This window comes from Pseudarthrobacter raffinosi (assembly GCF_023913835.1).
GTDB classification, from domain to species: domain Bacteria; phylum Actinomycetota; class Actinomycetes; order Actinomycetales; family Micrococcaceae; genus Arthrobacter; species Arthrobacter raffinosi.
In genome coordinates, this window is sequence record NZ_JAMXBG010000012.1 from 45,234 (window position 1) to 71,088 (window position 25,855).

The 25,855-nt window shown below is 65.7% G+C and carries 21 protein-coding genes and 2 tRNA genes; 13 read left to right on the plus strand and 10 right to left on the minus strand.

Features of this window, described 5'->3' with window-relative positions:
- Nucleotides 1-47 precede the first annotated feature (47 nt).
- Nucleotides 48-1,466, minus strand: coding sequence for a zinc-dependent metalloprotease (locus NG697_RS13005; protein ID WP_252598260.1), 1,419 nt, complete (start codon nucleotides 1,464-1,466; stop codon nucleotides 48-50).
- 131 nt (nucleotides 1,467-1,597) lie between these two features.
- Between NG697_RS13005 and NG697_RS13010 the strand changes: the two genes are divergently transcribed.
- From NG697_RS13010 to NG697_RS13030, 5 genes are all read left to right on the plus strand, one after another.
- Entirely contained in the window at nucleotides 1,598-2,791 is a 1,194-nt protein-coding gene (locus NG697_RS13010) for a YlbL family protein (RefSeq protein WP_374209925.1), read from the plus strand.
- 136 nt (nucleotides 2,792-2,927) lie between these two features.
- Nucleotides 2,928-5,936 carry a UPF0182 family membrane protein gene (locus tag NG697_RS13015; RefSeq protein ID WP_252598259.1) on the plus strand — a complete coding sequence of 1,003 codons (3,009 nt, stop codon included), beginning with the start codon at nucleotides 2,928-2,930 and terminating at the stop codon, nucleotides 5,934-5,936.
- A gap of 80 nt (nucleotides 5,937-6,016) precedes the next feature.
- Nucleotides 6,017-6,090: transfer RNA gene (locus tag NG697_RS13020), tRNA-Met, on the plus strand.
- A gap of 147 nt (nucleotides 6,091-6,237) precedes the next feature.
- Nucleotides 6,238-6,314: transfer RNA gene (locus tag NG697_RS13025), tRNA-Met, on the plus strand.
- Between the two features lie 163 nt (nucleotides 6,315-6,477).
- Complete coding sequence (locus NG697_RS13030) at nucleotides 6,478-7,410, plus strand: cytochrome b/b6 domain-containing protein (RefSeq protein ID WP_252598258.1); 933 nt, start codon at nucleotides 6,478-6,480, stop codon at nucleotides 7,408-7,410.
- Here the strand turns inward: NG697_RS13030 and NG697_RS13035 are convergent.
- The 3 genes from NG697_RS13035 to NG697_RS13045 all read right to left on the minus strand — a co-directional run bounded on the left by NG697_RS13035 (nucleotide 7,400) and on the right by NG697_RS13045 (nucleotide 11,949).
- Nucleotides 7,400-8,875 (minus strand): cryptochrome/photolyase family protein, encoded by a 1,476-nt coding sequence (locus tag NG697_RS13035; RefSeq protein ID WP_252614442.1) that lies wholly within the window; start codon nucleotides 8,873-8,875, stop codon nucleotides 7,400-7,402. The genes NG697_RS13030 and NG697_RS13035 overlap by 11 nt on opposite strands.
- A gap of 129 nt (nucleotides 8,876-9,004) precedes the next feature.
- Nucleotides 9,005-9,790 carry a PspA/IM30 family protein gene (locus NG697_RS13040; protein ID WP_056343844.1) on the minus strand — a complete coding sequence of 262 codons (786 nt, stop codon included), beginning with the start codon at nucleotides 9,788-9,790 and terminating at the stop codon, nucleotides 9,005-9,007.
- 110 nt (nucleotides 9,791-9,900) lie between these two features.
- Nucleotides 9,901-11,949 (minus strand): TPM domain-containing protein, encoded by a 2,049-nt coding sequence (locus NG697_RS13045; protein WP_252614443.1) that lies wholly within the window; start codon nucleotides 11,947-11,949, stop codon nucleotides 9,901-9,903.
- Between the two features lie 286 nt (nucleotides 11,950-12,235).
- On the opposite strand from NG697_RS13045, the gene NG697_RS13050 reads away from it, so the two are divergent.
- The 4 genes from NG697_RS13050 to NG697_RS13065 all read left to right on the plus strand — a co-directional run bounded on the left by NG697_RS13050 (nucleotide 12,236) and on the right by NG697_RS13065 (nucleotide 16,642).
- A complete protein-coding gene (locus NG697_RS13050) occupies nucleotides 12,236-13,837 on the plus strand; it encodes a trypsin-like peptidase domain-containing protein (protein ID WP_252614444.1) in 1,602 nt (533 codons plus the stop codon).
- A 253-nt stretch (nucleotides 13,838-14,090) separates the two neighbouring features.
- Nucleotides 14,091-14,891, plus strand: a complete 801-nt coding sequence (locus tag NG697_RS13055) for an electron transfer flavoprotein subunit beta/FixA family protein (RefSeq protein ID WP_252598646.1) — start codon at nucleotides 14,091-14,093, stop codon at nucleotides 14,889-14,891.
- 14 nt (nucleotides 14,892-14,905) lie between these two features.
- Nucleotides 14,906-15,859: an electron transfer flavoprotein subunit alpha/FixB family protein gene (locus NG697_RS13060; RefSeq protein WP_252598254.1), complete on the plus strand. Its 954-nt coding sequence runs from the start codon at nucleotides 14,906-14,908 to the stop codon at nucleotides 15,857-15,859.
- A gap of 3 nt (nucleotides 15,860-15,862) precedes the next feature.
- A complete protein-coding gene (locus NG697_RS13065; RefSeq protein ID WP_252598253.1) occupies nucleotides 15,863-16,642 on the plus strand; it encodes a PIG-L deacetylase family protein in 780 nt (259 codons plus the stop codon).
- Between the two features lie 49 nt (nucleotides 16,643-16,691).
- On the opposite strand, the gene NG697_RS13070 is transcribed toward NG697_RS13065, so the two are convergent.
- The 4 genes from NG697_RS13070 to NG697_RS13085 form a co-directional block, all read right to left on the minus strand.
- Nucleotides 16,692-17,567, minus strand: a complete 876-nt coding sequence (locus NG697_RS13070; protein WP_252598252.1) for an anti-sigma factor — start codon at nucleotides 17,565-17,567, stop codon at nucleotides 16,692-16,694.
- Nucleotide 17,568: 1 nt separating this feature from the next.
- Entirely contained in the window at nucleotides 17,569-18,177 is a 609-nt protein-coding gene (locus NG697_RS13075; RefSeq protein WP_252598251.1) for a sigma-70 family RNA polymerase sigma factor, read from the minus strand.
- A gap of 190 nt (nucleotides 18,178-18,367) precedes the next feature.
- Nucleotides 18,368-18,835, minus strand: a complete 468-nt coding sequence (locus tag NG697_RS13080) for a tRNA (cytidine(34)-2'-O)-methyltransferase (RefSeq protein WP_252614445.1) — start codon at nucleotides 18,833-18,835, stop codon at nucleotides 18,368-18,370.
- A gap of 66 nt (nucleotides 18,836-18,901) precedes the next feature.
- Nucleotides 18,902-19,864 carry a J domain-containing protein gene (locus tag NG697_RS13085; protein WP_252614446.1) on the minus strand — a complete coding sequence of 321 codons (963 nt, stop codon included), beginning with the start codon at nucleotides 19,862-19,864 and terminating at the stop codon, nucleotides 18,902-18,904.
- 167 nt (nucleotides 19,865-20,031) lie between these two features.
- Here NG697_RS13085 and NG697_RS13090 point away from each other — a divergent pair, with 167 nt between their 5' ends.
- Nucleotides 20,032-20,703 (plus strand): hypothetical protein, encoded by a 672-nt coding sequence (locus NG697_RS13090; protein WP_308293089.1) that lies wholly within the window; start codon nucleotides 20,032-20,034, stop codon nucleotides 20,701-20,703.
- 9 nt (nucleotides 20,704-20,712) lie between these two features.
- On the opposite strand, the gene NG697_RS13095 is transcribed toward NG697_RS13090, so the two are convergent.
- Entirely contained in the window at nucleotides 20,713-21,141 is a 429-nt protein-coding gene (locus tag NG697_RS13095; protein WP_252614447.1) for a hypothetical protein, read from the minus strand.
- Between the two features lie 90 nt (nucleotides 21,142-21,231).
- On the opposite strand from NG697_RS13095, the gene NG697_RS13100 reads away from it, so the two are divergent.
- Together NG697_RS13100 and NG697_RS13105 are read left to right on the plus strand one after the other, a co-directional pair.
- Nucleotides 21,232-21,894, plus strand: coding sequence for a helix-turn-helix transcriptional regulator (locus NG697_RS13100; protein WP_252598247.1), 663 nt, complete (start codon nucleotides 21,232-21,234; stop codon nucleotides 21,892-21,894).
- Nucleotides 21,895-21,950: 56 nt separating this feature from the next.
- Nucleotides 21,951-23,183 carry a cysteine desulfurase family protein gene (locus tag NG697_RS13105; protein ID WP_252614448.1) on the plus strand — a complete coding sequence of 411 codons (1,233 nt, stop codon included), beginning with the start codon at nucleotides 21,951-21,953 and terminating at the stop codon, nucleotides 23,181-23,183.
- Here NG697_RS13105 and NG697_RS13110 read toward each other — a convergent pair.
- Nucleotides 23,159-24,430 (minus strand): NAD(P)/FAD-dependent oxidoreductase, encoded by a 1,272-nt coding sequence (locus tag NG697_RS13110; protein ID WP_252614449.1) that lies wholly within the window; start codon nucleotides 24,428-24,430, stop codon nucleotides 23,159-23,161. The two genes, NG697_RS13105 and NG697_RS13110, sit on opposite strands and share 25 nt — an antisense overlap.
- 207 nt (nucleotides 24,431-24,637) lie before the next feature.
- Between NG697_RS13110 and mnmA the strand changes: the two genes are divergently transcribed.
- The gene (gene mnmA, locus NG697_RS13115; protein WP_256472968.1) at nucleotides 24,638-25,762 is read left to right on the plus strand and encodes a tRNA 2-thiouridine(34) synthase MnmA; all 1,125 of its coding nucleotides are present in this window, start codon (nucleotides 24,638-24,640) and stop codon (nucleotides 25,760-25,762) included.
- The last annotated feature ends 93 nt before the right edge of the window (nucleotides 25,763-25,855 follow it).

Below are 25,855 nucleotides of genomic sequence, written 5' to 3' on the forward strand. Positions count from 1 at the left end.
AGCGGCGGCGACAAGCGGTAGGGCCGCCGCCGTACCTTGCAGTCTGGTTAACCCTTGGGCTGCTCACCGTCGCCGGTGGGCTGTTCCCCGTCGCCGGCGTCGGAATCATCCTGCGGCGCGTCGTCGAAGCCGCCGCTCAGCAGCTTCTGTAGGGCGTCGTCCACTTCGCTGTCGCTGGCCTCGGCCAGCTGGCGGCGGCCACTGAACCCCTGCGGGTCATCGAGGTCCTCGGCGGTGGGGAGGAGGTCCGGGTGCTGCCAGATGGCATCGCGTCCGGCAATGCCCCGTTCGTCCTTCAGCGTGGCCCACAGCGTGGCAGCCTCGCGCAGGCGGCGGGGACGCAGTTCGAGTCCCACCAGGGAAGAGAAAGCGTGTTCCGCCGGACCGCCGGTGGCACGGCGTCGCCGGACTGTTTCCCGGAGCGCACCGGCGGAGGGCAGCAGTTTCTCCGTGGCCGAAGCGGTGAGCTCGTCCACCCAGCCTTCAACGAGGGCCAGGGCCGTCTCAAGTTTTTCAAGCGCCTGCTCCTGGGCAGGGGTCCGCTGCGGCATAAAGACTCCCTGGGACAGCGCTTCCTGGATGCCTTCAGGGTTGCTGGGGTCCAGGTCGCGGGCCAGCTCTTCAATCCTGGAAGTGTCGATATGGATGCCGCGGGCGTAGGCCTCGATGGCGCCGAGCAGGTGGCCGCGCAGCCAGGGTACCTGGACAAACAGCCGCGCATGGGCTGCCTCGCGGACGGCCAGGAACAGCCGGATGTCGTTCTCCGGCAGGCCCAGGCCCTCGCCGAACTTGGACACGTTGGCCGGCAGGAGCGCCATTTCCAGGTCAGCCAGGGGAACACCGATGTCCGTGGAGCTGACAACCTCGGCGGACAGGGCACCGATCGCCTGCCCCAGCTGCATCCCAAAGATCGCGCCGCCCATGTTCTGCAGCATGGAAGAGGCCCCGCCCATCATGGACTTCATCTCTTCGGGCATCTGTTCGGTCATGGCGCTGGAGAGCGCGTTGGCGATGCTGTTGGCTACGGGCTCGGTCAGCCGCTTCCATGTTCCAAGGGTGGCTTCCACCCACTCGGCACGCGACCACGCACGGCCGATCAGGCCGGTGGCAGGAAGGTCGGTCACGGGATCAAGCCACAGTTCGGCAAGCCGCAGGGCCTCGTCGACTTCGCGGGTCTGCAGGGCTGTGACGGACGGGTCGGCGCTGCTGGCGGCAACCCGGCGGGCGTTCTCGTGCGCGAGCTGCCAGTTGACGGGCCCTTCGGAAGGGGCGCTCATCATGGCCTGGACCTGGGAGAACATCTGGGCCAGGAGATTGGGGTCGTTCGGCAGGCCGGCTGCCTTTGCGAGTTCGGCGGGGTCGAAGTTTTCCATGCCCTTGCCGCCCATCAGGTTCTGCAGCATCTCGGTCAACGGATCCTTCGGCGTATCGTCGCCGTTGGACGGATTGAGTGGGTTGGAGGTCATGATCCCGCCGATCGTCGGTGTGACTGTTCACTTCACGGTACCCCGGGCAGGGGCGGCTGTCTGCCGGACAGGCGTCACGTTCGCTGTAGGCAAAGAGCTGGCCGGGGGCGGCACCGCGTAGTGTTGATTCCGTGACTACAACCCGCGGCGATCATCCGCATGAGGACCACGCTCCAGAGTTCGACGCCGGCGCTACAGCGGGTGCCCCAGCACCCGGAACGGGTGCGGCCGGCGCCCTGCCAACCGGGGAGTTTGCCCCCCGCAACTCCGCGCCGGGGGACCGGCGGGTGTCCGTGATGATGCTTTCCGGCGTCCTGGCGCTGGGTCTGGGGATCGCGGCCGTCACTGTCCCGGTGCCTTATGTTGTGGAATCACCCGGACCCACCTTCAACACTCTGGGCCAGAGCCAGGGCAGCGCTGTCATCAGCGTCACGGGCCACGAAACCTACCCGGCGAACGGCAATCTGGATCTAACCACCGTTTATGTCGACGGCGGCCCCAACGGCCCGGTGAGCGTCCTGGGTGCCTTCACCGCCTGGCTGGACGGGTCCAAGTCCGTTCACCCGGTGGAGATGCTTTACCCCAGCGGCACCACAAAGGAGGAGGCTGACGAGCAGAGCTCCGTGGCCATGACGTCGTCGCAGGAGAATGCGGTGGCGTCAGCACTCAAGGAGCTCGACATTCCCTTCGGCCAGCAGCTCCAGGCCGCGGGGCTGCCCGATGGTTCGCCGTCCGCCGGCAAGGTTGAAAACGGCGACATCTTCGGATCGATCAACGGCATACCCATCACATCGCTCGCCGTGGTGCAGGAGGAACTGGCCGCCGGCCAGGGGGCGCCGGCCACCCTGGTGGTGCAGCGCGCAGGGGAATCCGTCACACAGACCATCACCCCCATGAACAACGGTGCAGGCCGCTACATTCTCGGAGTCATGCTCAAGTACCTGTTCACGTTTCCGTTCGACGTGAAGATTTCACTGGACAAGGTTGGCGGACCCAGTGCCGGGCTGATGTTTTCGCTGGGCATTATCGACACCGTGACGCCGGGGGACCTGACTGGCGGCAAACATGTCGCCGGAACGGGGACCATCACCCCCGACGGCACCGTAGGTCCCATCGGCGGCATCCGGCAGAAGATGCTGGGCGCGCGTGCCGGGGGAGCCACCGTATTCCTTGCCCCGGCAGAAAACTGCGACGATGTTGTGGGCCATGTGCCGGAGGGACTGCAGGTGCTCAAAGTGGAGAACATCGCAGACGCGCGTCGCGCCGTCGAACTCGCCGGATCCGGGCAGGACACGGGCGCTTTGCCGGTCTGCGCCAGCAACTAGACTGAGGCCAGGAACTAAGCTTTACCGCCACTCGTGGCAGATATGACGGACGTTGCCACACGCTTGACCGGTGCCGGACGTCAACCGCACGCACGCTTCTTATGTAAACCTGACGACCAGCTATGAGGTACCGAGTTTGTCCCGTCCTACCAGCCCCATCCCGCCCGGAAGACCCCCCTCGCGACGCGGGGCCCTAACGCCCACGCTGATTGTTGTTGCCATCGCAGTGGTGGGCTTCATCCTCTTCGCCAACGTGTGGACTGACGTCCTCTGGTACCGGCAGCTCGGCTACTTCGAAGTGTTTGTGACAGAAAACCTCTCGCGGATCGGGATCTTCCTCGCCGGCTTCGCGCTTATGTTCCTGGCCGTCTTTTTTGCCATCCGGGTTGCCTACCACGCACGGCCCGTGTACGCGCCGGACTCGGAGATGCGCGACAACCTGAACCGCTACCAGGCCCAGCTTGAACCGGTCCGCCGCGTCGTTATGGTGGGCCTGCCCATCCTGTTCGGGCTGTTCGCGGGCAGCGCCGCGGCCAGCCAATGGCAGAAAGTGCTGTTGTTCTTCAACCAGGAACCGTTCGGCCAGAGCGATCCTGAGTTCGGCCTGGACATCAGCTTCTACCTCATGACTCTTCCGTTCCTGGGATTCGTCACAGGCTTCCTGATCAGCGTGGTTGTGGTGGCCGGCATCGCCGGAATCCTCACCCACTACCTCTACGGCAGCATCCGGCTGATGGAACGCGGCGTGTTCACCAGCCGCGCGGCACAGATCCACCTCGCGGTAACCGGCGCAGCCTTCCTGATCCTGCTCGGCGCAAACTTCTGGCTGGACCGCTATGCCGCCCTTCAGGGCAACGGCGGGCGCTGGGCCGGTGCGCTGTATACGGACGTGAACGCCGTGATCCCCACCAAGGCGATCCTCGCCGTGGCGGCAGGCTTGGTGGCCATCCTCTTCATCGTTGCGGCGGTCATCGGCCGCTGGCGCCTGCCGGTCATCGGCACGGCCATGCTGATCATCACCTCGATCCTGGCCGGCGGCGTTTACCCGTGGGTTATCCAGCAGTTCCAGGTGCGGCCTTCCGAGCAGACGTTGGAGAAGGAGTTCATCCAGCGCAACATCGAGATGACTCGGGCGGCCTACGGCCTGGACCAGATTCAGGTGGACCGCTATGACGCGACGAACACTGCCAGCACCGGGGCGCTGGCCCCGGACGCCCAGACCACGGCCAACATCCGGCTCCTGGACCCCAACCTGATCTCCGATGCGTTCTCCCAGCTGGAGCAGTACCGCCCGTACTACCAGTTCCCGGAGGCACTGAACGTCGACCGCTACGAGGTGGACGGCAAGATCCAGGACACGGTCATCGCCGTGCGTGAGCTGAACCCGGCGAACGTTGCCACCAACCAGCAGGGCTGGCTCAACCAGCACGTCGTCTACACCCACGGCTACGGCGTGGTGGCGGCCAAGGGAAACAAGTTCACCGTCGACGGCAAGCCGGAGTTCCTCCAGTCGGGTATCCCGTCCACCGGTGTACTTGGCGATGACTCCACCTACGAGCCGCGGATCTACTTCGGCGAAGACTCCCCGGAGTACTCCATTGTCGGGGCGCCTTCGGGATCACCGCACCGCGAACAGGACAGGCCTTCCGGCAAGGAAGGGGACGGGGAAACCCAGTACACCTTCACCGGCAACGGCGGGCCCAACGTGGGCAGCTTCTTCAACAAGGTCCTCTACTCCATCAAGTTCCAGTCCTCGGACCTCCTCCTCTCCGACGGAGTTAACGCAGAATCCCAGATCCTGTACGACCGCAGTCCGCGTGACCGCGTGGAGAAGGTTGCCCCGTACCTCACCGTTGACGGCAACTCCTATCCGGCCGTTGTTGACGGCCGCGTCAAGTGGATCGTGGACGGGTACACCACTAGCCAGTACTACCCGTACTCGCAGCAGGAGCAGCTCTCGGCTGCCACCGCGGACTCCCAGACCACTTCAGGCCGGACGGTTGCCCTGCCGAACAGCTCGGTGAACTACATCAGGAACTCGGTCAAGGCCACGGTCGACGCCTATGACGGCTCGGTGACCCTCTATGCATGGGACGATCAGGACCCCGTCCTGAAGGCCTGGCAGAAAGTTTTCCCCGCGTCCGTGAAGCCGTACTCGGAGATGTCCGGCGATGTTATGAGCCACGTCCGTTACCCGGAAGACCTGTTCAAGGTGCAGCGCGAACTGCTGGGCCGCTACCACGTCACGGAACCAGTGAGCTTCTACAAGAGTGACGAAGTATGGAGCGTGCCGAACGATCCCACCGTGGATACCGAAGTCAAGCAGCCGCCGTTCTACATGTCACTGCAGATGCCTGACCAGGAGAAGCCGGCCTTCCAGCTCACGTCGTCCTTCATCCCGCAGATCGTCAACGGCACTGCCCGGAACGTGCTCTACGGATTCCTGGCGGCCGACTCTGACGCAGGAAACGAGAAGGGCGTCAAAGCGGACAGCTACGGCAAGTTGAGGCTGCTGCAGATTCCGCCGGAAACACAGGTTCCCGGGCCGGGCCAGGCCCAGAACAAGTTCAACTCCGATCCCACGGTGTCCCAGGCGTTGAACCTGCTGAGGCAGGGCGCTTCCGAGGTGCTCAACGGCAACCTGCTGACTCTGCCCGTGGGCGGCGGCATCCTGTACGTCCAGCCGGTTTACCTCAAGTCGACCGGCGAGACGTCCTACCCCACCCTGCAGCGTGTGCTGGTGGCCTTCGGTGACAAGGTCGGCTTTGCGCCGACCCTGGACGGTGCCCTGAAGCAACTCTTCGGAGGCGACTCAGGCGCTGCCGCGGGCGACTCCGACAACACCGGCCAGACCCCGCCTGCTCCTGGCACCACACCGCCGGTAAGTGCGGGTGCCCAAGCTGACTTGAAGGCCGCGCTGGATGAGGCGAACGCAGCCATCAAGGCGGGCCAGGCAGCCCTGGCGGCTGGCGACTTTGCCGCCTATGGGGAAGAGCAGAAGAAGCTCGCGGCGGCCCTGCAGAAGGCTATTGACGCCGAGGGCAAGATCCCGGCGCCGGCCCCTGAAGCCACGCCATCGCCCGAGGCGACACCGTCGCCGGAAGCCACACCGACGGCGACGCCCTCGCCGGCGGCCAGCAACTAAGGGGTTTGACCCAGCGAGACGCACATCACGCCACCAGGATTTGGCCTCCCGTTCACCGGACGGTAGAGTTGATCTTGCGACGCGGGGTGGAGCAGTTCGGTAGCTCGCTGGGCTCATAACCCAGAGGTCACAGGTTCAAATCCTGTCCCCGCAACTGGCGAAAAGTCCGGATTCTGGAAACAGAATCCGGACTTTTTGGTTTAAGCGGACCCGTCCCAGGCAGGCAACCTCGGCGTCGTGGGGACCCTCAATCACGATTGGTTTTTACCTACTCCAAAGTACGGTAGTGTTGATCTTGCGACGCGGGGTGGAGCAGTTCGGTAGCTCGCTGGGCTCATAACCCAGAGGTCACAGGTTCAAATCCTGTCCCCGCAACCATGCAGAAGACCCCGACCGGCATAACGCCGGCCGGGGTCTTTTTTTNGACCGGCATAACGCCGGCCGGGGTCTTTTTTTGCCCGATTACAGCTGGTTCCTAGTATTCTCGTTCGCAAAGCGATTTGAGCACCTGGTCAGTCATTCTCGAGAGGAATGTTGTTCGATGTCCACACCCACGAAGAAGCCCGGCTCGTCCACGAGCAAGCGGTCAAGACTCTACTGGGGTGTTCCTGCCGCGCTCGTAGTGCTGGTGCTCGTGGTGCTGCTGGCCAAGTGGATGACCGGCCTTCCTGCGGTGGCCTCGTTCCTGGCTGACTATCCGGGCCATTCGGAACTGCCTGACGGCGCGCCTGTGGGATTCCCGGCGTGGCTGGCCTGGCAGCACTTCCTGAACGGCTTCTTCCTGCTGCTCATCATCAGGACCGGCTGGCAGGTGCGGACCACCACGCGGCCCAGCGGCCACTGGACGCGCAACAACAAGGGCCTGATCAAGACCAGGAATGCGCCCACCAAGATCACCTTGGAGCTTTGGCTGCACCTGACGCTGGACGCGCTCTGGATCCTCAACGGCCTGGTGTTCGCCATCCTGCTGTTCGCCACCGGCCAATGGATGCGGATCGTGCCCACGAGCTGGGACGTTATCCCCAATGCCCTCTCCGCAGCGCTTCAGTACGCCTCGTTGAACTGGCCCACCGACAACGGCTGGGTCAACTACAACGCGCTGCAGCTGCTGACGTATTTCGCCACGGTCTTCATCGCCGCACCGCTTGCCTTCATCTCCGGTATTCGGACGTCCTCCGCCTGGCCCAAGAAGGCCACCGCTCTCAATAAGGCCTACCCCATTGAGCTCGCGCGGGCCATCCACTTCCCGGTCATGATCTATTTCGTGGCGTTCATCGTGGTGCATGTCTTCCTGGTGCTCGCCACCGGTGCATTGCGGAACCTGAACCACATGTACGGCGGCAGCGACGACGCCGGCTGGTTCGGCTTCTGGGTCTTCGTCGCCTCGGTGGCAGCCATGGTGGCAGCCTGGTTTCTGGCGCGTCCCCTCTTCCTTCGCCCCATCGCCTCCCTGATGGGCAAAGTCAGCCGCTAATTTCCGGGCCGGTGACGTTGTCCAGGCCTTGCCGGTCCTCCCGAAGCCTCTGGTAGGTGGCCAGCGCACGCTCCCTGGACTCGGGGAGTCCCACCACGGGCGCGGGGTAGCCCTGGACATCGGGCTGCTTCCACGGTTCGTGGATGGCTCTGCGGTCCATGTGGGCGAGTTCCGGAATGAACTCGCGAAGGTACCGGCCGTCGGCGTCGAACTTCTTGCTCTGCGTGACGGGATTGAAGATCCGGAAGTACGGGGACGCGTCGGCGCCCGAGCCTGCAACCCATTGCCAGTTGGCGGGGTTGCTGGCTGCATCGGCATCCACCAGGGTGTCCCAGAACCATGCCTCGCCTAGACGCCAGTCGGCCAGGAGATTCTTGACGAGGAATGACGCCGCCGCCATCCGGACCCGGTTATGCATCCAACCGGTCTGCCAGAGCTGCCGCATCCCCGCATCCACCAGCGGATACCCGGTCCGGCCCTGTTCCCACGCCTCCAGTTCCGCGGCGGTGGGCTGCTGCCATTCGAAGCGGTCGAAGTCGGGCCGGTAGTTTCGGGTAGCCAGCTGGGGATTGGCGTAAAGCAGTTGCCAGCAGAACTCCCGCCAGCCCAGCTCGGACCGGAAGATCCCGACGTCGGGCGTCGCCTCGCGGGGGAAGTGGCGGCGGAGCTCGTGCCAGACCCGGAACGGGCTGATTTCACCAAAACGGAGGTGCGGGGACAGCCTGGAAGTGCCTTCCACACCGGGAATGTCCCGCCCAGTGCCGTAGTCCTGTGCGGGCCCGTCCAGGAAGTCCTCAAGCCTGCTGTGCGCTCCGGATTCCCCGGGCTGCCAGGTCTCAGCCAGTCCGCCGCTCCAGTCCGGGGACACGGGCAGCAGCGACCACTCTGTCAGCGCGTCGCTGGAGGCCTGCTTCATCGAACCGGCGACGGCGGGGGAGGGCAGGCGGGCCGGCGCATCCAGCGGCGGACGGGGCTCGCCGGACGCTGTGCAGGCCCGCCAGTAGGGCGTGAACACCTTGTAGGGACCGCCGCTGCCGGTGGTGATGGTCCACGGCTCGAACAGCAGGTTGGCTTGGAAGCTGGCCGCTTCGATGCCGTTCTCCGCCGCCCAGGCCTTGATGTCCGCGTCCAGGGACCGCTCGGGACCGCCGTAGCGGCGGTTCCACAGCACGTGCTTTGCGCCGGTCTCCTCGGCCAGGTCCCGGATCACACAGCTGGCAGGTCCGCGCCTGAGGATGAGTGCGGAACCGGCCTCAGCAAGCGCCCCCGCCAACGAAGTCAGCGAGTGGTGCAGCCACCAGCGGGCCGCGCCTCCCAGGGGACGGATTCCGGGGGATTCCTCGTCGAGAATGTAGACCACTGTAAGCGGCAGGCCGAGTTCGACGGCGTGGGAAAGAGCGGGGTTATCGTCCAGTCGAAGGTCATCACGGAGCCAGACGATGGAGGACGCAACGGGGGAGACCATGGCCTCCACGCTACACACCCGAGTCAGGAGCCGCACGGTCGTTTGCAGGATTCTGTCCGGGCATGGCAGGGGCCGGGGTTCGTGATGAACCCCGGCCCCTGCTGCCCGCTCAGCGGCGGACGCGGCTGGCTACAGCTTGTCGAAGTCGGCCTCGTCGACTGTGGACTCGGACCGGGTGCCGGAAGCGCCGATGGCCGGCTTGGCCCCGCCGGACTTCAGGGCTGCCAGGCGTGCTTCGATTTCCACCTGCTCGCCGAGGTCTTCCAGCTGGTTGAACTGGGCGTCCAGGCTCGACGCGGCAAGCTCCTGCTGTCCGCGGACCTTGGCCTCTTCGCGGCGGATTTTCTCTTCGAAGCGGCCAACTTCGCTGGTGGGATCCATGAAGTCGATGCTCTTAATGGCATCATGCACCTGGGACTGTGCCGCGGCCGTCTTGGAGCGCGCAACCAGCTCGTTGCGCTTGCTGGTGAGTTCGTTGAGCTTGCCCTTCATCTGGTCCAGGCCCGACTTGAGCTTGTCCACTACCTCGGTCTGCGACGCGATGCTCGGCTCAGCACCCTTGGCTTCGCTTTCCGCGGACATCTGGCGCTGCAGCGCTACCTTCGCGAGGTTGTCGAACTTCTCGGCGTCTACGCTGTCGCCGGCGCTGCGGTATTCGTCAGCCTTGCGAGACGCGGCGAGGGCCTTGTTGCCCCAGTCCTGGGCATTCTTGATGTCCTCGCGGTAGTCATCCTGGAGCATACGGAGGTTACCGATGGTCTGGGCGACTGCGGATTCAGCCTCCGCAATGTTGTTGGTGTAGTCCCGGACCATCTGGTCCAGCATCTTCTGCGGATCCTCAGCGTTGTCCAGCAAAGTGTTGATGTTTGCCTTTGCCAGCTGTGCGATCCGGCCGAAAATGGACTGCTTAACCATGGTGTTACCTTTCGTCCTGCTCAATGGTGGCCACTGAGATCAGTGAACAGTTGTTGTACCGCTTCTTTTCGCCTGCAGGTTGGTTCCTGTTGGCGCCTAGCTTTGTCGGATCAGAAACTTCCCGAGTCTCCGCCGCCGAAATCTCCTCCGCCGAAGTCCCCTCCCCCGGAGTCACCGCCCCAGCCGCCACCATCGCTGTGGCCTCCGCCCCAGCCTCCGCCGCTGCCGCCGTTGAGGATGGAGTTGATGAGGATACCGCCAAGGATGGCGCCACCGAGGCCGCCACCGCCTCCGCCGCGCCCGCCGAACATGCCACCGCCGCCGAAGCCCTGGTTGGCGTAGCCACCAAAGTTGTCGACGTCTGCCTGGGCCAGCTGCGCTGCCTGGGCCGCGAGGGCGTGGGCCTGCTGGGCGTATGTGAGGGCAGTAACCGGATCGTTGCGGGAGATGGACAACGCGTAGTCGAGGTTGCGCTGGGACTCGGCGAGCCGCGTGCGGGCCTCGGTGCCTACGCCGCCGCGGCGGGCGGTGATGTAGTCCGACGTGGCACTGATCTGCGCCTGCGCCGACATGATGGTCTGCTGCAGCGACGCCTGGGCACGGCGGGCCTGGTCCTGCTGGTTCCGGATGCCGGTGAGGGACTGGTCCAGGGCCTGGTGCGCTGTTTCAACGCGCTGCAGGGTGGCGATGGGATCGATCTTTCCGCCCTGGATTTCGGCCTTGACCTGGCCCAGAGCGGCTTCAACACCGGCAACCGGGCCAGCCAGTTCGGGGTGTTCGCCGGACTGGATCATGGCCTTCGCCTGCGCGAGGTCCTGGGAGGTTTCAACGACGGCCGCCTCCAGCCCATTGCGGGCCTCGTCCAGGTTGGTGGACACCTTGGCGATGGCGTCCAGCAGAACGTTGGTCTGGTGCAGGCTCTCTTCAGATGCCCGCACGGCGACCGCGGCGAGGCTACCCTCGCCTGCGGTGAGCTTCTCCTGGGCGGTGGCCGTGGCATTCTGCACAAAAGCCAGCCGTTCCTTGGCCTGGGTGATGTTGTCAGCGACCTGCACCAGAGCGCTGTCCGCGTACTTGGCGCGCAAGGCCGTCAGTGACTGTTTGGCGCTGGCGATCTTGGCATCGGCTTCGTGGGCTCCGGCGCTGATGGCTGCCAGTGCCTGCGGGGCGTTCTTCTCGAGCTCCCGGAGCGAGTCGAAGTCGGCCTTCTGCTCCTGGAGCGAGCCGAGCGCTGCCTCTGAACGGCGGATGATCTCGCCGAGCCAACTGCGCTGCTGTTCTTCGGTATCCGGGATGTGGTCGTCAAGCTGCTGCTGGAGCTTGAAGGATTCGGACATGTGGGCTTTGGCCTCGGCCAGGGCCTTGGTGAAGTTCCCCACCGCGGCATCGCCATACTGGGCCTCCGCGAAGCCGAGTTCCTGTTCGCTGGACTTGATAGCGTCGTCGGCCTCGATGATGAGGGAACCGCTCTTGCGCCGGAGTTCCTCGATGCTGAGCGAAGCCAGCGGATCGAGCTCGGCACCCTGGGGACCGTAGCTGGCGCTGGATGCCAAGGCTGCCTTTTTGCGCTTGTTGCGGAAGTAAAGGTACGCGCCGGCCCCACCGGCAACTGCAATACCCGTTCCTACCAGGACCGCAGCCCCGGCGCCATCACCCGAGGGGACATTGCCGCTGCCGCCGCCTGCCGCATCCCCGATGGCTCCAGCGGTGTCAATGGCAGCCTGGGCGAAGTCCCTCTTGCCGCCAGCCAGGTTGGCTGTGACGGCGTTCTGGCTGATGGCTCCCTGTTTGGACTTGATAGGGCTGGCAGAGTTCAGGACGAAGCTGAATTTGCCGTCATCCTTGGCTATCGCCAGGACGGCGTCGGACCTGCCCATGCCCTTGTTCGTCGCAACGGCCGCGGCCCAGTCAGCTGGAACGGTTGGGTTGGTGAACGTGTCCACGGTCACCACATAGAGGTTGTACTTGTGGTCCTTCAGGAGCTTCTGGATGGCTTCCTGGACCTCGCCACTGCGTCCGCCGAGAACCTTGGCGTTGTCCACAATGTTGGTTCCGGGTGGGATGGTCACCGGGTCTTCAGCCCAGGCCGCGCCGGCAGGAACCGCTAGCAGCCCGGTCAGGCCGATCACGGCGAGGATACGTTTGAACTTTGACCGCATGTGCAACCCTTCAGCACGCCTGACACCGATTCGGGACGAATAAGCGTCTCAGAATGCAGCAGCGCCCCCACGCGTGGTGTAAAGCCGCAGGTCGCTGTGGCATTTCCTTTTGATTCTATGGTGCACCTCTTGGTGCGTCCACAGCGGCGAATATGCCACCAGCGAAACCCTTGGAAGTGCCTGTTGGCAGCGGAATTCGGTCTCCCAGCAACCTCCCAGCCAACGTTCGTCCCAGTTCCAGCCAGACGGTACATAGTTAATGCAGACGAGGATGAAAGGAAGTCCAATGACTGAGAACCCAACCCAGGGTGCAGCGCCGGAGAACCGCAATCCGGATGAGAACCGGAATGCGGACCAGAACCCTGCGGAGGTCCGCAGTGACGCTGTCGGTCAGGCTAATACGACCGAGCAGCTGGACCGATCCGGGGCACCCGACAACCCCACCCAGCCGCTGCCGGGTGCACCCCGTCCGGTTTTTCCTCCCCGCGAGCCCTTATACGGCCAGCAAACGCCGGGCCAGCAGGCTCCCGGCCACGAGTACGCCCAGCACGGGGCGCATTCGGCAGCGCCCGGCGGCTCTGCGGGTCAGCACAACCCGGGTCAGCACAACCCGGGTCAGTACGGAACAGGCCAGTACTCCCCGGGCCAGTACAACGCTGCCCCGAACCCGGCCGACGCGCCCCGCAAGAAAGCCTCCTTCGGCGTCGGGACCCTGGTGGCAAGCATCCTGGCCGCAGGCCTTGTGGGTGGTGGCGTGGCCACGGTCGGTTCGGGCAACCTATTCAACAATGGCTCGCCGTCGGCCGCGAGCAGCGGCAGCCAGTCTGAGACCGTGATTGTTAACAACAAGGACGACGTCAACGCCATCACGGCCGCGGCGCTCAAGGCGTCGCCCAGCGTGGTGACCATCAGTGCCACGAGCGGCAGTTCGGGCGGCACAGGCTCCGGCATCGTTATGGACAACGAAGGGCACATCCTGACCAACACCCACGTGGTGACGCTCGATGGCCAGAGCGCCAACGCAGCCCTGGAGGTCCGGACCAGCGCGGGCAAGGTCCTCAAGGCCACACTGGTGGGCACTGACCCCCTCTCTGACCTTGCCGTCATCAAGGTGGACGACGCGTCCGGGCTGACCGCAGCCACGCTCGGTGACTCGGGCAAGCTCAACGTCGGCGACACGGCCATCGCCATCGGCTCCCCACTTGGCCTGACCGGAACAGTCACTGACGGCATCGTCTCAACCCTGAACCGGACCATCAGTGTTGCGTCCTCGGCGGCACCGAAGGAAGGCGACACTTCCCAGGGCGGCGATCAGGGCTTCCAGTTCGCCCCGCCAAACGGTGGCCAAGGCCAAAGCACCGCCAACCAGGGTTCCATCTCCATCAACGTGATCCAGACTGATGCCGCCATCAACCCCGGCAACTCCGGCGGAGCGCTGGTCAACAGCAAGGGAGAGATCATCGGCGTCAACGTCGCCATCGCGTCCGCCGGCTCCGATTCTTCGACCACCGGCGGAAATATCGGAGTGGGCTTCAGCATCCCCATCAACCACGCAAAACGGGTGGCACAGGAGATCATTGATACCGGCAAGGCCTCCCACGGCCAGTTGGGTGTCAGCGTCAAGGAAAAGTCGTCCAGCAGCTCGTCCTCGGGCTTCTCCGTAGGTGCCGACGTGGCAACGGTAGAGCCGAATTCAGCTGCCGCAAAGGCCGGTATAAAGGTGGGCGATGTGGTGATCAAGTTCAACGACCTGGTCATCAGCGAGCCTAACCAGCTCACAGCGGCCGTCCGTGAGCAGGCCGGCGGCTCCACCGTCAAGCTCACCGTCCTGCGCAACGGCCAGGAGCAGACGCTGGACGTCACGCTCGGCACCGCGGCGGACCAGTAGGCCTGAACAGCAGAGCGCACGGCAAACAATCCACGACGACGGCGGAGGTCACCAAAGGTGACCGCCGCCGCCGTCGTCCGCGTTCCCGTGCGCCCGGGCAGGGCCGTGACACAGGCGTTAACGGGACGGCAACGGGGGACGGCTATATGGTTAGCTAGGATCTACCCGTACCCCGGGCGTTCCGAGGCCATGACCCCATCCGGCTGGCTGTCCACAAGCATGGAAGGCTGCTGTAAATACAGTGGAAGAGACATTGAAGATCATCGTCCTGGTCAAGCATGTACCGGACGCACAGTTCGACCGACACCTCACCGGCGAGGGCTACACTACGGACCGTAACGAAAGCATCCTTTCCGAGCTGGACGAATACGCGCTGGAGGCGGCTTTGCAGCTGGCTGAGGCCCGCGGTGGCGCCAAGGCCGGCAACCAGGTCATTGCGCTGAGCATGGGCGCGTCCGGTGCCGTGAACGCGGTGAAGAAGTCACTCCAGATGGGCGCCACCGAAGGTGTGCACCTCACGGACAGTGCCCTGGCGGGCTCAGACGCCGCCGCCACTTCGCTCGCGCTCGCGGCCGCCATCCGCCATATTGGCACCGGCGCTCCGGTGGACCTTGTCCTCACGGGCATGGCGTCCACCGACGGCGAAACGTCCCTGGTCCCGGCCCAGCTCGCCGAGCGCCTCGGTCTGCCGCAGGTCACCTTCGCGTCCTCGCTGACGGTCGACGGCGGCCGGCTCACCGCGCGCCGCGACGCCGACACCTACTCGGAGACCGTCGAAGCTTCGCTGCCCGCAGTGGTCTCCGTGACGGACCAGATCAACGAGCCGCGCTACCCCAACTTCAAGGGCATCATCGCGGCCAAGCGCAAGAGCATCACCACGCTTTCGCTGTCCGACATCGGAGTCGATCCCGCGCACGTGGGCCACGCCGGATCGTGGACCACAGTGACCGCTGCCGAGGAACGCCCGCCGCGCACCGCCGGAACCATCATCACCGACGAAGGCGACGCCGGCATCAAGCTCGTCGACTTCCTGGCCGCCCAGAAGCTGCTCTAAGAGGGATCACAGACATGGCAAACGTACTCGTATTCATTGACAACCCCGGCGATGCCCTGAAGAAGAGCACCCTCGAACTGCTCACCCTGGGACGTTCCCTGGGAGAGACCGCTGTTGCCGTGAACGGCGATCTGCACCAGGATGTTTCGGCCACGCTCGCCGAATACGGCGTCACCGCCGTTTTCCGGCCCTCCGCCCAGGACCTGGATGACTACCTTGTCTCGGCGAAGGCAGCCTATCTCGCGGCCGCCGCGGGTGCCGCCAGTGCCGGCACGGTCCTCCTGGACAACTCGCCCGAAGGCAAAGAGATCGCGGCGCGGCTCGGCATCCGGCTCAACGCCGGCGTCATCACCGATGTTGTGGCGGTCGACGCCGACGGTACAGCCCACAAGTCGGTCCTCGCGGGGTCCTACACCACTTCTGCCAGGGCCACCACGGCGGTTTCCGTGCTGACGGTGAAGGCCAACAACGTCACGCCGGAGCCGGCCTCCGTGGCTTCCGCCCCGGAGACGTCCACCGTCGAAGTGCCGGCGGACGGCACGGCCACGGCAGCCCGCATCACCGCCCGCGAACAGAAGGCGGCCAGTGGACGCCCGGATCTGTCGGACGCCCGCATCGTGGTGGCCGGCGGACGCGGAGTGGACGGCGACTTCGGCCCGGTGGAGCAGCTTGCCGACGCCCTCGGAGCTGCCGTCGGCGCCTCCCGTGCGGCCACGGACGCCGGCTGGATCAGCCACGACGCCCAGGTAGGCCAGACCGGCAAAACCGTGTCGCCCCAGCTCTACATCTCGGCAGGAATTTCCGGTGCCATCCAGCAGAAAGCCGGGATGCAGACAGCAAAGGTCATCGTGGCCGTGAACAAAGACGCCGAGTCACCAATCTTCGAAATCGCCGATTTTGGCATCATCGGGGACCTCTTCGACGTCCTTCCGCAGGCCACCGAAGAAATCAAGAAGCGAAAAGGCTGACCCTTGGCCCACTCCGCTGCCTCAGCACAGAGCCCGTTCAACCCGGACATCCACCGGGTTGGGCGGGTGCTCTGTTTCGCCGCCCACCCGGACGACATTGACTTCGGTGCGGCCGGCACCATCGCCGCCTGGACGGCCGCCGGCATCCAGGTCAGCTACTGCATCATGACCGACGGCGACGCCGGCGGCTTCGACCCGGCGCACCGGGCGGAGATCATCGCCCTCAGGGCGGCCGAGCAGCGCCGGGCCGCCGAACTCGTGGGCGTGACTGACCTCCGCTACCTCCATGAGCGCGACGGCTACCTCGAACCGACGCACGAGGTGATGAAAGGTGTGGTGAAGCTGATCCGGGAAATCCGTCCCGACGTCGTGCTTGCCATGCATCCGGAACGGAACTGGAGCCGCCTGCAGAAGAGCCACCCGGACCACCTTGCCGTGGGTGAGGCCGTGACCCGGGCCGTCTACCCTGCAGTCGAAAACCCGTTCGCCTATCCGGAACTGGCTGAGGCAGGCCTCGCCGCGTACAAGCTGCCGTGGCTGTGGCTCTACGCCGGGCCGGACGAGCGGGATAACCATTTTGTGGACGTCACCGACCATGTGGCCGCCAAGCTTGAGGCGATCCACGTGCATGTGAGCCAGCATCCCGACGTCGGCGCCATGGAATCTGCGGTGCGGAATGGCATGCACGTGAATGCCCGGCGTGCGGGGTTCGCCGAGGGCCGCAGCGCCGAAGCCTTCCATGTGGTCGCCGTCAACGGCCCGGGGACCATCGCCGGCTTCTAGGACCGCCGGCGGCTGGGGCGGCCGGCCTCTGGCGCAGCCGCCCCCGGGCTCAGGCGCCCAGCGGTGCGGCAGCCACGGTGGGGAACGTCGGCGTGGCCGAACCACCCACGGGCTCCACGGTGATGCCAAGCGCTGCGGCGGATGCAATGCCCTTCACTACAGCAGGCTTCGACAGGGCTGCTTCGTCCATCAGGCCCTGGGAAACCGGTGCCGAGCCGTCCTTCGGGATCAGCCACATCTGGTAGACCTTGCCGGCAGGCGGCGCGGGCACACCGTTCATCTTGACCACCACGGCATCCTTCGACGACGAAATCAGCACCGTGGCGGTGCCGCCGGCGGAGACAGGTACGGATGCTTCGCGCACGTCGCCAGCCCGGACCACCTGGTTCAGGGGATCGTTCTGGTCAGCAATGTAGGCACCCACGCCCACGCCACCGAGGGCGATCACGGCGGCGGCTGCCACCGCGGTGAGCCAGCGGCGGGCGCCGGCAGGCCGGCGCCGTTCTTCCCGGCGGACCCTGGCGGCGGCGAGCTCATCCAGGGCTTCTGCAGACGACTGCTCGGCCGGCATGGCCGTGGTGGCGGGAGCCACGACTGTTATTGGCCCATCGGCAGGCAGCTGCGCGAGGGACGGCAACTGGGACACGATTCGTGCGAAAAGATCCGCGGGAGGTTCCGCCTCAGCCGTAAAGGACGCCGCGAGGGTCTCCCTGTCCTGGCGGACACGCTCAAGGAAGGCGCTGCGCTCGGCGTCGGGGGCGGCGGAGATGTAGCGGTCAATGGTGGCGCGTTCAGCATCGCTGATCGCGTCCAGGGCATAGAGCTCGGCGAGATCCACGGCCCGCCCGGATTCCAGGTCGGCGGCGATCTCAGTTCCGAACGAGCCGGGACGGCGGGTGCCTCCCTGACTATTCATTTCTGTCATCTCAACTCACCCCCAGACAGGTCTTCAAGCGGATCAGTCCGTCGCGGATGCGGGACTTGATAGTGGGTACTGCTGCGTTTAGCTTCTCCGCGACTTCGCGGTACGTGAGGCCGCCGTAGTAGGCCAGCCGCACGGATTCCTGTTGTGTATCGGTCAGCGTTTCCAGGCACCGGACCACCGCCTCGGCCTCCAGCCTGCTGTCCACCTCGGTGGAGACGGAGTCGTGGTCCACGTCCTGGCTGCTGGCGCCGTACTTGGCCTCACGGTCGGTGGCCGACTGCGAGGAACGGACCTTGTCCACGGCCCGGCGGTGCGAAATGGTCATCAGCCACGAGAGCGGGCTTCCTGCTTCCGGGTTGAACTTTGCGGCGTTCTGCCATACCTGGAGGAAAACCTCCTGCGTGGTGTCTTCGCTGAGTTCGGGATCGATGAGGACCCGCCGCGCCATGCCGAACACCCTGCGCGATGTCAGTTGGTAGAACTCGGCAAACGCGGCCTGGTCGCCGCCGGCTATGCGGGCGAGCAGCCCGGCCAAGCGCTTGCCGAGATCCGCCGGTGAGTTTGTAACTGCGGCCGGGGCCTCGGAGTTTGGCGCGTTGGGAGTTTCCATCACTACCCAGCATAAGTCGCCCGGCGGTGAAACCTGAGCATCGCGGCCGGTGCTGCCCCGGGGAAAGGGGAGAGCCGACGGCGCCGCCCGCCTAGTCGCTAGCCGTGTCACCTGCCCGCTCCTTCCTCGCCCTGGAATTGCTGTCAGGAGTTATTCGGTGCCGGCAGCCGTCCGGATGGGCAGCGGGCGCTCAGATCTGGGCGCCGGAAAATTTCTGTTGGCGCCAGGCCTCGTAGACGGCAATGGACGCTGCGTTGGCCAGGTTCAGGGAACGCACGGACGGAAGCATGGGGAGCCGCACCGTGGACGTGACATGCGGATCGCTCTTAAGGTGCTCAGGCAGGCCTACCGATTCCTGGCCGAACATCAGCACATCGCCGGGGCGGTAGGCGATGTCCGCGTAGCTGGCGGTGCCGTCCGAGGTGAAGGCGTACACACGCTCCGGCTGCAGTTCGCGCCAGGCGTCCTCGATGCTTTTGTGGACGGTGACGACGGCGAGGTCGTGGTAGTCCAGGCCGGCGCGCCGGAGCTTGGCATCGGAGAAATCAAAGCCGAGGGGTTCCACCAGGTGCAGTTGGGCGCCGGTTATGGCTGCCAGCCTGATCGCATTGCCGGTGTTGCCGGGGATTTCGGGGGCATGGAAGAGGATTCGGAACACGGTCCAATCCTAGTCAACCAATCCGGGTCAACGGTTCAGTGCCCGCTTCCCAGCGCATGCAGCGGTTCAGTGCATGCCGCGAAGCAGCCTGGCCAGCACGGACACATTGACGGTGTTGGGTGTGGGGCCGGAGGAGAGGAAGTGCTTGAGGCCGCGGACCAGGCCTGCCGCGTTCACCACCTGGATGGTTTCGGAGGTGCCGGCTGTTCGCCGGTGGCGGTCGATGACGGGTTCGTGGAGGTTGCCGTCGGCGCTGTGGATGACTGTCCAGCCGGTGACGTTCAGTTCCGGGAAGATGTCCTGCATGGCCCGGACAACGTGGGCCAGTTGCGGCGGCGCGATGGAACGTCCGCCGTGCCTCAGGGTTTGCCCGTCCCAGGCGTAGGCGCCCTTTGGCAGCAGCATGGACCCGATCAGCGCCAGCCGGTAGCCGGACAGGAGTGCGTGGTCGATGTGGCTGTTATCGGCCGGGGACTGCAGGCCGTTGACCAGCCGGGCCGCAGGAATCGCAGGCAAAACCTGGCGGGTGATGAGCTGCACCGTGCGCAGTTCGCGCTGGATTCGGGCCTCGGCGCCAAAAATACCCCGTTTGCGCGGCATCCCGTGGACCTGCTGGCTGGCCTGGGCGAACGGGATGAGCGGCACCGTGCCGGACGCCTCGAAAGCCGCGGCATCGTAGGGCGGGACATAAAGGGGCGGGTCGCCTGCGGTGTTCCGCGGCGTGGTGGTTCTGTGCACTGTGGCCGAGGCATGGCTGCCCGCCGCCGGCGCATCAAAGTGCGGCCCTGCGGCGGAATCGTCGGTGTTGCGGGCGGTTCCCGCGGCGTACGAGCGGTCGTAGGCCTTCCGGCGCGTGGGGTCTATGAGGGTTTCGTATGCTGCCGTCACTCGCCGGAAAGCAGCGGCGTCCCCGCCATGGTCAGGATGGGCCTTCCGCGCGGCCCGGCGGTAGGCCACCTTGATCTCCTTGTCGGTGGCCGTCACGGCGACACGGAGCACCTCGTAGTAGGAGTTGCTGCTCTCGGTCAAGCACTCATCCCTTTTCTTCGCTGGCCAGTCCACGGCATGCAGCCCGGTGGGCCCCAGTTTACGGCCTGCCCACACAACGTCTGCGCACGCCTCAGTGGTTCCCGCGGCCCGGCGTCTAGACTCTTTGAGGATGACGGCAGGCGGGCCGTCCGGGCGAACATATTGGGGTGGACGTGAAGGCGCAGGCGGCTGTACTCGTGGCGGGGGCGCTGCTCGGCGTGACAGCAATGGGAGGCTGCAGTGTAGACGTTTCCGATCCGGCCGCCCCGAAAGTGGCGCCAACCGTCACCGCCCTGGCCACCCCTACCATCACCCCGGGCCATGACGCAGAAGCGGTGGCCGCAAAGGACATGCCGTTCTCCGCTGGCGGTTCCCTGGCCGCCGGGGTCCCCGTGGGGATCTCGGACGGACTCAAGGATGCACCCGGCTGGCAGCAGGTCAAGGAGAACGTGGCCGGCGAGAGTCAATTCGTGAAGTCCGATGGCTGTCTGGTGGCGGCCAAGGTCCGCACCAACCAGGCACCGCTGGCGCTTCAGGACGACAAGGAGTCGACTGTTGGCCTCTTCACGTACCTGGACCCGACCATCCTGCCCGGCTATCTGAAGACAGCGACGCTGCGGTGGGGCGGTGAGGTTGGCAAGCCGGGGCCATCGGCTGAGGTGCTGGCCCTGGAGAAACCCGGCCAAGCGGGCGTCAGGCCCACGGCCGTTATGGCCCGGGTGTTCGGCACTGCGGCATCGTCGGTCTACATTTCGGTGGCCTGCCCGGACGATGCCACACTGGCAGCCGCCCGGGCCTACATCGCAGAACGCCTCCTGTTGGTTCCGCCGTCGAACTAGCGGTGTCGGTTACTTACCATGCCTGCGCCAGGACCCGGCGGGGGAAAGGCGGTTCAGGGCCAGCGCGCCCACGAGCAGGCCGAAGTCCCGTAAGGCAACGTCGTAGAAGCTGCCCAGGACCAGTAGGTTGATGATGATGCCCAGCAGCCAGACGGCGACCAGCAGGGAACCGAACCGGGGCCGGACGGCCACTGCAATACCGGCGGCGATCTCCAGGACGCCGACGATGTACATGAAGCTCTGCGCCGACACGGGCACCACGGAGGTGGCAACCGGCGCGAGGTATATGGTCCAGTCGGTCAGGGTGTTGGTGAACTTGTCCAGCCCGAAGAGAATCGGTGCGACGGTGAACACGGTGCGCAGCAGGAAGAAGGCCTGCCTGTCCGGTGCCATAGCCTGTAGCCGACTGCCTGCGGTGATTTTCGCGTTGGTTGTCATGGTGGACTCCTTCTAAAAGTAGGTATGATTATTTTAGAAAAATTAGCACCATTAAGCAATGGATGTTGTTTTTAGAGTTAGGGGTACAGGGTGCGCAGACTTCCGTGGGGCCGCCGCATGGCGGCCGTGGCTTCCTTGGGCGACGACAAGCGCCGGGAGCTTTTTGAACTGGTTGCCGCTTCCGATGCCGCAGTCGGGCGCGATGAGGCTGCGCTGGCCCTCGGCCTGCCAAGAAGCACTGCGTCCTTCCACCTTGACAGGCTGGTCCAGGACGGACTCCTGGCGGTGGAATTCCACAAGGCCGCCGGGAAGTCAGGTCCTGGCTCCGGGCGGCCGGCGAAGATGTACCGGCAATCAACGAGTGAGGTCGGCGCTTCCGTGCCGGACCGCAACTATGACCTCGCCGCTGAGCTGCTGGTCGCAGCGATCGAGCACTCCACAGCGACCGGCGGAGCCGTGGGCAATTCCCTGCTGGCCGCGTCGTACGGCAAGGGCAAGGCGATGGCCGCCGGCGCCGCAAGCCTGACGGACTTCATGGCGGGGGAGGGCTACGAGCCCAGGCCTGACGGCACCGGCGGCTTTGTGCTGGTGAACTGCCCGTTCCATCGGCTCTCGGACGGGCACCCGGAAGTCGTCTGCGCCATGAACGGATCATTTCTGCAGGGCGCGGCTGCGGCGTGCGGGGAGCCGGAGGAACGTATAGCGCCGAACAGCGAGCCTGGCCAGTGCTGCGCCAGGATCACCCCGCCCTGACACCTGATGGGCCGGGGCCGCGGGTGTGCCGCCCTGGGCGCCGCTAGAATTGAGGAGTGCCCGTCTACCTCGATCATGCAGCCACCACGCCACTTTCCGCCGAGGCGCTGGCAGCCCTGACCCGGGAACTTGCCCGCACCGGCAATCCTTCGTCCCTGCACGGCTCGGGCCGGCGTGCCCGCCGCTCCGTGGAGGACGCCAGGGAAGCAATCGCGAAAGCGGCCGGCGCCCGTCCCTCCGAGGTCATCTTTACGTCCGGGGGCACTGAGTCCGACAACCTTGCCGTCAAGGGCCTGTACTGGGCCCGTTCCGGCGAAGACCCGGCACGGCGGCGCATCCTCTGCTCCGCCGTCGAGCATCATGCCGTGCTGGACACCGTGGAATGGCTGGAGCGGCACGAGGGTGCCATTGTCACGTGGCTTCCCGTGGACAGCGGGGGCGTGGTGGATTTGGACGTCCTCGCCGCCGAGCTGGCCCAGGACCCCGGGACCATTGCGCTCGTGACGGTCATGTGGGCCAACAATGAAGTGGGCACTATCCAGCCGGTGCACAGGATTGTGCAGTTGGCGCACGCCGCCGGGGTGCCGGTCCATTCGGATGCCGTGCAGGCCTTCGGCTCGCTGCCGGTTGATTTCAAGGCCTCCGGGCTGGACGCGATGTCCGTTTCCGGGCACAAGATCGGCGGACCGGTGGGAGTCGGCGCCCTCCTGCTGGGGCGGGCCGTCAAGCTGACCCCGGTGCAGCACGGCGGCGGCCAGGAACGCGACGTGCGCTCCGGGACGCTGGACACGGCGTCCATCGCCGCCTTCGCTGCTGCCGCCGAGGCCGCCACCGCACGGCTTGCCGCCGAGTCCGCGAGGATCGCGGCCCTGCGGGACAGGCTCATCGACGGCGTCCTGCAGCGGGTGCCCGAAGCTGCACTCCGCGGCGCCCCGGGGGAGGGTCGGCTGCCCGGCAACGCGCATTTCACGTTCCCTGGCTGCGAAGGTGATTCGCTGCTGTTCCTGCTGGACCTGGTGGGGGTGGAATCCTCCACGGGATCCGCCTGCACGGCCGGTGTCCCGCGCCCGTCCCACGTGTTGCTGGCCATGGGGCTGGACGAGGAGACAGCCCGTGGCGCCCAGCGCTTCACGCTGGGACATGCCTCAACCGACGCGGACGTGGATGCCTTGCTGGCAGCCCTCCCCGGCGCGTACCAACGCGCCCGCCAGGCAGGGATGGCCGGGCATGAATCCTCGATCCAGACTGCGGGAACGGTAGCGCGTCAGGCGTCCTCCGGCAGGAGCTGATCGAGCCCAACGGACCTGTCGGCCAGGCGCTCCGCTGTGACTCGGGTCCTGGCCGAGATGAGGGCCTTGATGGTCTTCTGCGCGCCGGGCTGTGGCTTCCGCGGCCAGTTGACGCTCATCCCGGCCATCACCCTGGAATCCTGCTGCCAGAACGCGACGAACTCCTTGCCCTCCAGTGACCCCCGGATCACCGGCTCAGCGCCCGCCGCCAGGGCCGGGAAGCCCGAGTACTCCATGCTGACGTCGTACTGATCGGTGTAGAAGTAGGGGATGGTGCTCAGGACTGCATCCTGGCCGAGCATGGCCCTGGCGGCCACCTTTCCGCCGTTCAGGGCATTGGACCAGTGCTCGCTGCGGTGGTGCTGGCCGGTGAAGGGGTGCAAGGCGTTGGCGACGTCGCCGGCGGCAAAAATACCGGGCGCGCTGGTCTGCAGGGACGCGTCCGTGAGGATCCCGTTGTCCAGGGTGAGGCCGGCCGCCTGCGCGAGTCCGGTCTCGGGAACCACGCCGACGGCGATGACCACGATGTCCGCAGGGAGCGCCTCTCCGGAATCGGTGACCACCCCGGTGACAGCGCCGCCGTGGCCGGTGATTTCCCGCGCTGAGGCAGGAAGCCGGAAGCTCACGCCGTTGGCTTCGTGGAGTCTGCGGAAGAACCGTCCGAGGTCAGGGCCGATGGCCCCGGCCAGGGGGATCTCGTCCTGTCCGAGGAGCGTGACGTTGTTGCCGTACGTGGCGGCAGCCGCAGCCAGTTCCATGCCGATCCAGCCGGAGCCGACCATCACCACGTTCCTGCCGCCCGCCGCCAGGCTGCTGCGCAACCGACGGCTGTCGTCCAAGGTGCGGAAGGTGGACACCCCGGCCAGGTCGCTTCCGGGCAGGCGGAGGGTGCGGGGTGCCGCCCCGGTGGCGAGCAGCAGGGAGCCGTACGCCAGCGTGCTGCCGTCGTCGAGTTCCACCGTCCTGGCGTCCGGCCGGATGTCCGTGACGCGCGCGCCCAGGCGGAGGCCGACGTCGTTCTCCGCGTACCAGCCTGGCGGCACCACCGGGACGGCGTCCTCGTCAGCCTTTCCCAGCAGATACTCCTTGGACAGCGGCGGCCGCAAGTAGGGGTGATGGCGCTCGGCGCCGATGATGGTCACCCGGCCTTCGAAACCTTCCGCCCGCAGGGTCTTGGCAGCGGTGGCACCGGCCAGGCCGCCGCCGGCAATCACAATTTCCCCCGCGGCCGCAATGTCCTCAGCCATGTCCGTCCGATTCCCGCTGGTGCGTGCTCGAAGTCTAAAACTGTTAATTCTGACTTTAGAAGTGAAGGCCCGCTGGGTCAAGGGTCTTTTGGGGAGGATTCGGCGTGGCGATAGACTGGTGCGGCAGGCATTGTGCTATTCCTGCGGCAGCCGGTTGAACGGCAGCCGCCCTCTGCCGGCATCCCCCGAACCCTAAAGAAAGCCAGCATGCGAGTTCTAGCAGCCATGAGCGGTGGAGTCGACTCCGCCGTTGCCGCAGCACGTGCCGTTGAAGCCGGGCACGACGTCGTCGGCGTTCACCTTGCGCTGTCCAGGATGCCCGGAACCCTGCGGACGGGCAGCCGCGGCTGCTGCACCATCGAGGACTCGCGCGATGCGTGGCGGGCCTGCGATGTGCTGGGCATTCCGTATTACGTCTGGGATTTCTCGGAGCGCTTCAAGGAAGACGTGGTCCAGGACTTCATTGATGAGTATGCTGCCGGGCGGACACCCAATCCCTGCATGCGCTGCAACGAGCGGATCAAGTTTGCCGCCCTGCTGGAGAAGGCCATCGCCCTGGGCTTTGACGCCGTCTGCACCGGGCATTACGCCAAGGTCATCAAGGACGCCGAAGGCAACCCCGAACTTCACCGGGCGGCGGACTGGGCCAAGGATCAGAGCTACGTCCTGGGTGTCCTGACCCACGAGCAGCTCAAGCACTCCATGTTCCCGCTGGCTGACACGCCCTCCAAGGCTGAGGTGCGGGCCGAGGCCGAGCGCCGTGGACTGTCAGTGGCCAACAAGCCCGACAGCCACGACATCTGCTTCATTCCCGACGGCGACACCGCGGGCTGGCTCGCCGAAAAGATCGACATGACCACCGGTGACATTGTGGACGAGACCGGCTCGAAGGTGGGGGAGCACCCGGGAGCCAACGCGTTCACCGTGGGACAGCGCCGCGGCCTGAAGCTCGGCACACCCGCAGCGGACGGCAAGCCCAGGTTCGTCCTGGAGATCCGGCCCAAGGAAAACAAGGTAGTGGTGGGGCCCCAGGCGCTGCTGGCCATTGACGAGATCCGCGGCATCAAGGTCTCGTGGGCTGGTCTGCCCATCGCGGAAATCGAAACGGGCGCCGAGTTTGACTGCTATGCCCAGGTCCGCGCCCACGGAGACCCCGTGCCGGCAACCGCGCGAATGCTGCCCGGCGAGGGTGCACCCCAGCTGCTGGTCACGTTGACCGATCCGCTGCGCGGTGTGGCACCTGGCCAGACAGTGGTCCTCTACCAGGGCAGCCGCGTCTTGGGCCAGGCCACCATCGACGCTGCCCGGTCGTTGCAGCGCGCGGAGCTCTGAGGCGGAGCAATTTACCCCGGTCAGGTAAATTTTGTGTCTCAACTCACAAAAAAGCCGGTTGATGAGTCCGGCGTCTGGTTGAATCTAGGCATC

Excerpts from the sequence above, each read along its gene's own strand:
- NG697_RS13050 (WP_252614444.1), top strand. The coding sequence starts at position 12,236 with ATGACTGAGAACCCAACCCAGGGTGCAGCGCCGGAGAACCGCAATCCG.
- NG697_RS13030 (WP_252598258.1), top strand. The coding sequence starts at position 6,478 with ATGTCCACACCCACGAAGAAGCCCGGCTCGTCCACGAGCAAGCGGTCA.
- NG697_RS13095 (WP_252614447.1), bottom strand. The coding sequence starts at position 21,141 with ATGACAACCAACGCGAAAATCACCGCAGGCAGTCGGCTACAGGCTATG.
- NG697_RS13040 (WP_056343844.1), bottom strand. The coding sequence starts at position 9,790 with ATGGTTAAGCAGTCCATTTTCGGCCGGATCGCACAGCTGGCAAAGGCA.
- NG697_RS13075 (WP_252598251.1), bottom strand. The coding sequence starts at position 18,177 with ATGGAAACTCCCAACGCGCCAAACTCCGAGGCCCCGGCCGCAGTTACA.
- NG697_RS13045 (WP_252614443.1), bottom strand. The coding sequence starts at position 11,949 with ATGCGGTCAAAGTTCAAACGTATCCTCGCCGTGATCGGCCTGACCGGG.
- NG697_RS13005 (WP_252598260.1), bottom strand. The coding sequence starts at position 1,466 with ATGACCTCCAACCCACTCAATCCGTCCAACGGCGACGATACGCCGAAG.
- NG697_RS13060 (WP_252598254.1), top strand. The coding sequence starts at position 14,906 with ATGGCAAACGTACTCGTATTCATTGACAACCCCGGCGATGCCCTGAAG.
- NG697_RS13035 (WP_252614442.1), bottom strand. The coding sequence starts at position 8,875 with ATGGTCTCCCCCGTTGCGTCCTCCATCGTCTGGCTCCGTGATGACCTT.
- NG697_RS13070 (WP_252598252.1), bottom strand. The coding sequence starts at position 17,567 with ATGACAGAAATGAATAGTCAGGGAGGCACCCGCCGTCCCGGCTCGTTC.
- NG697_RS13110 (WP_252614449.1), bottom strand. The coding sequence starts at position 24,430 with ATGGCTGAGGACATTGCGGCCGCGGGGGAAATTGTGATTGCCGGCGGC.
- mnmA (WP_256472968.1), top strand. The coding sequence starts at position 24,638 with ATGCGAGTTCTAGCAGCCATGAGCGGTGGAGTCGACTCCGCCGTTGCC.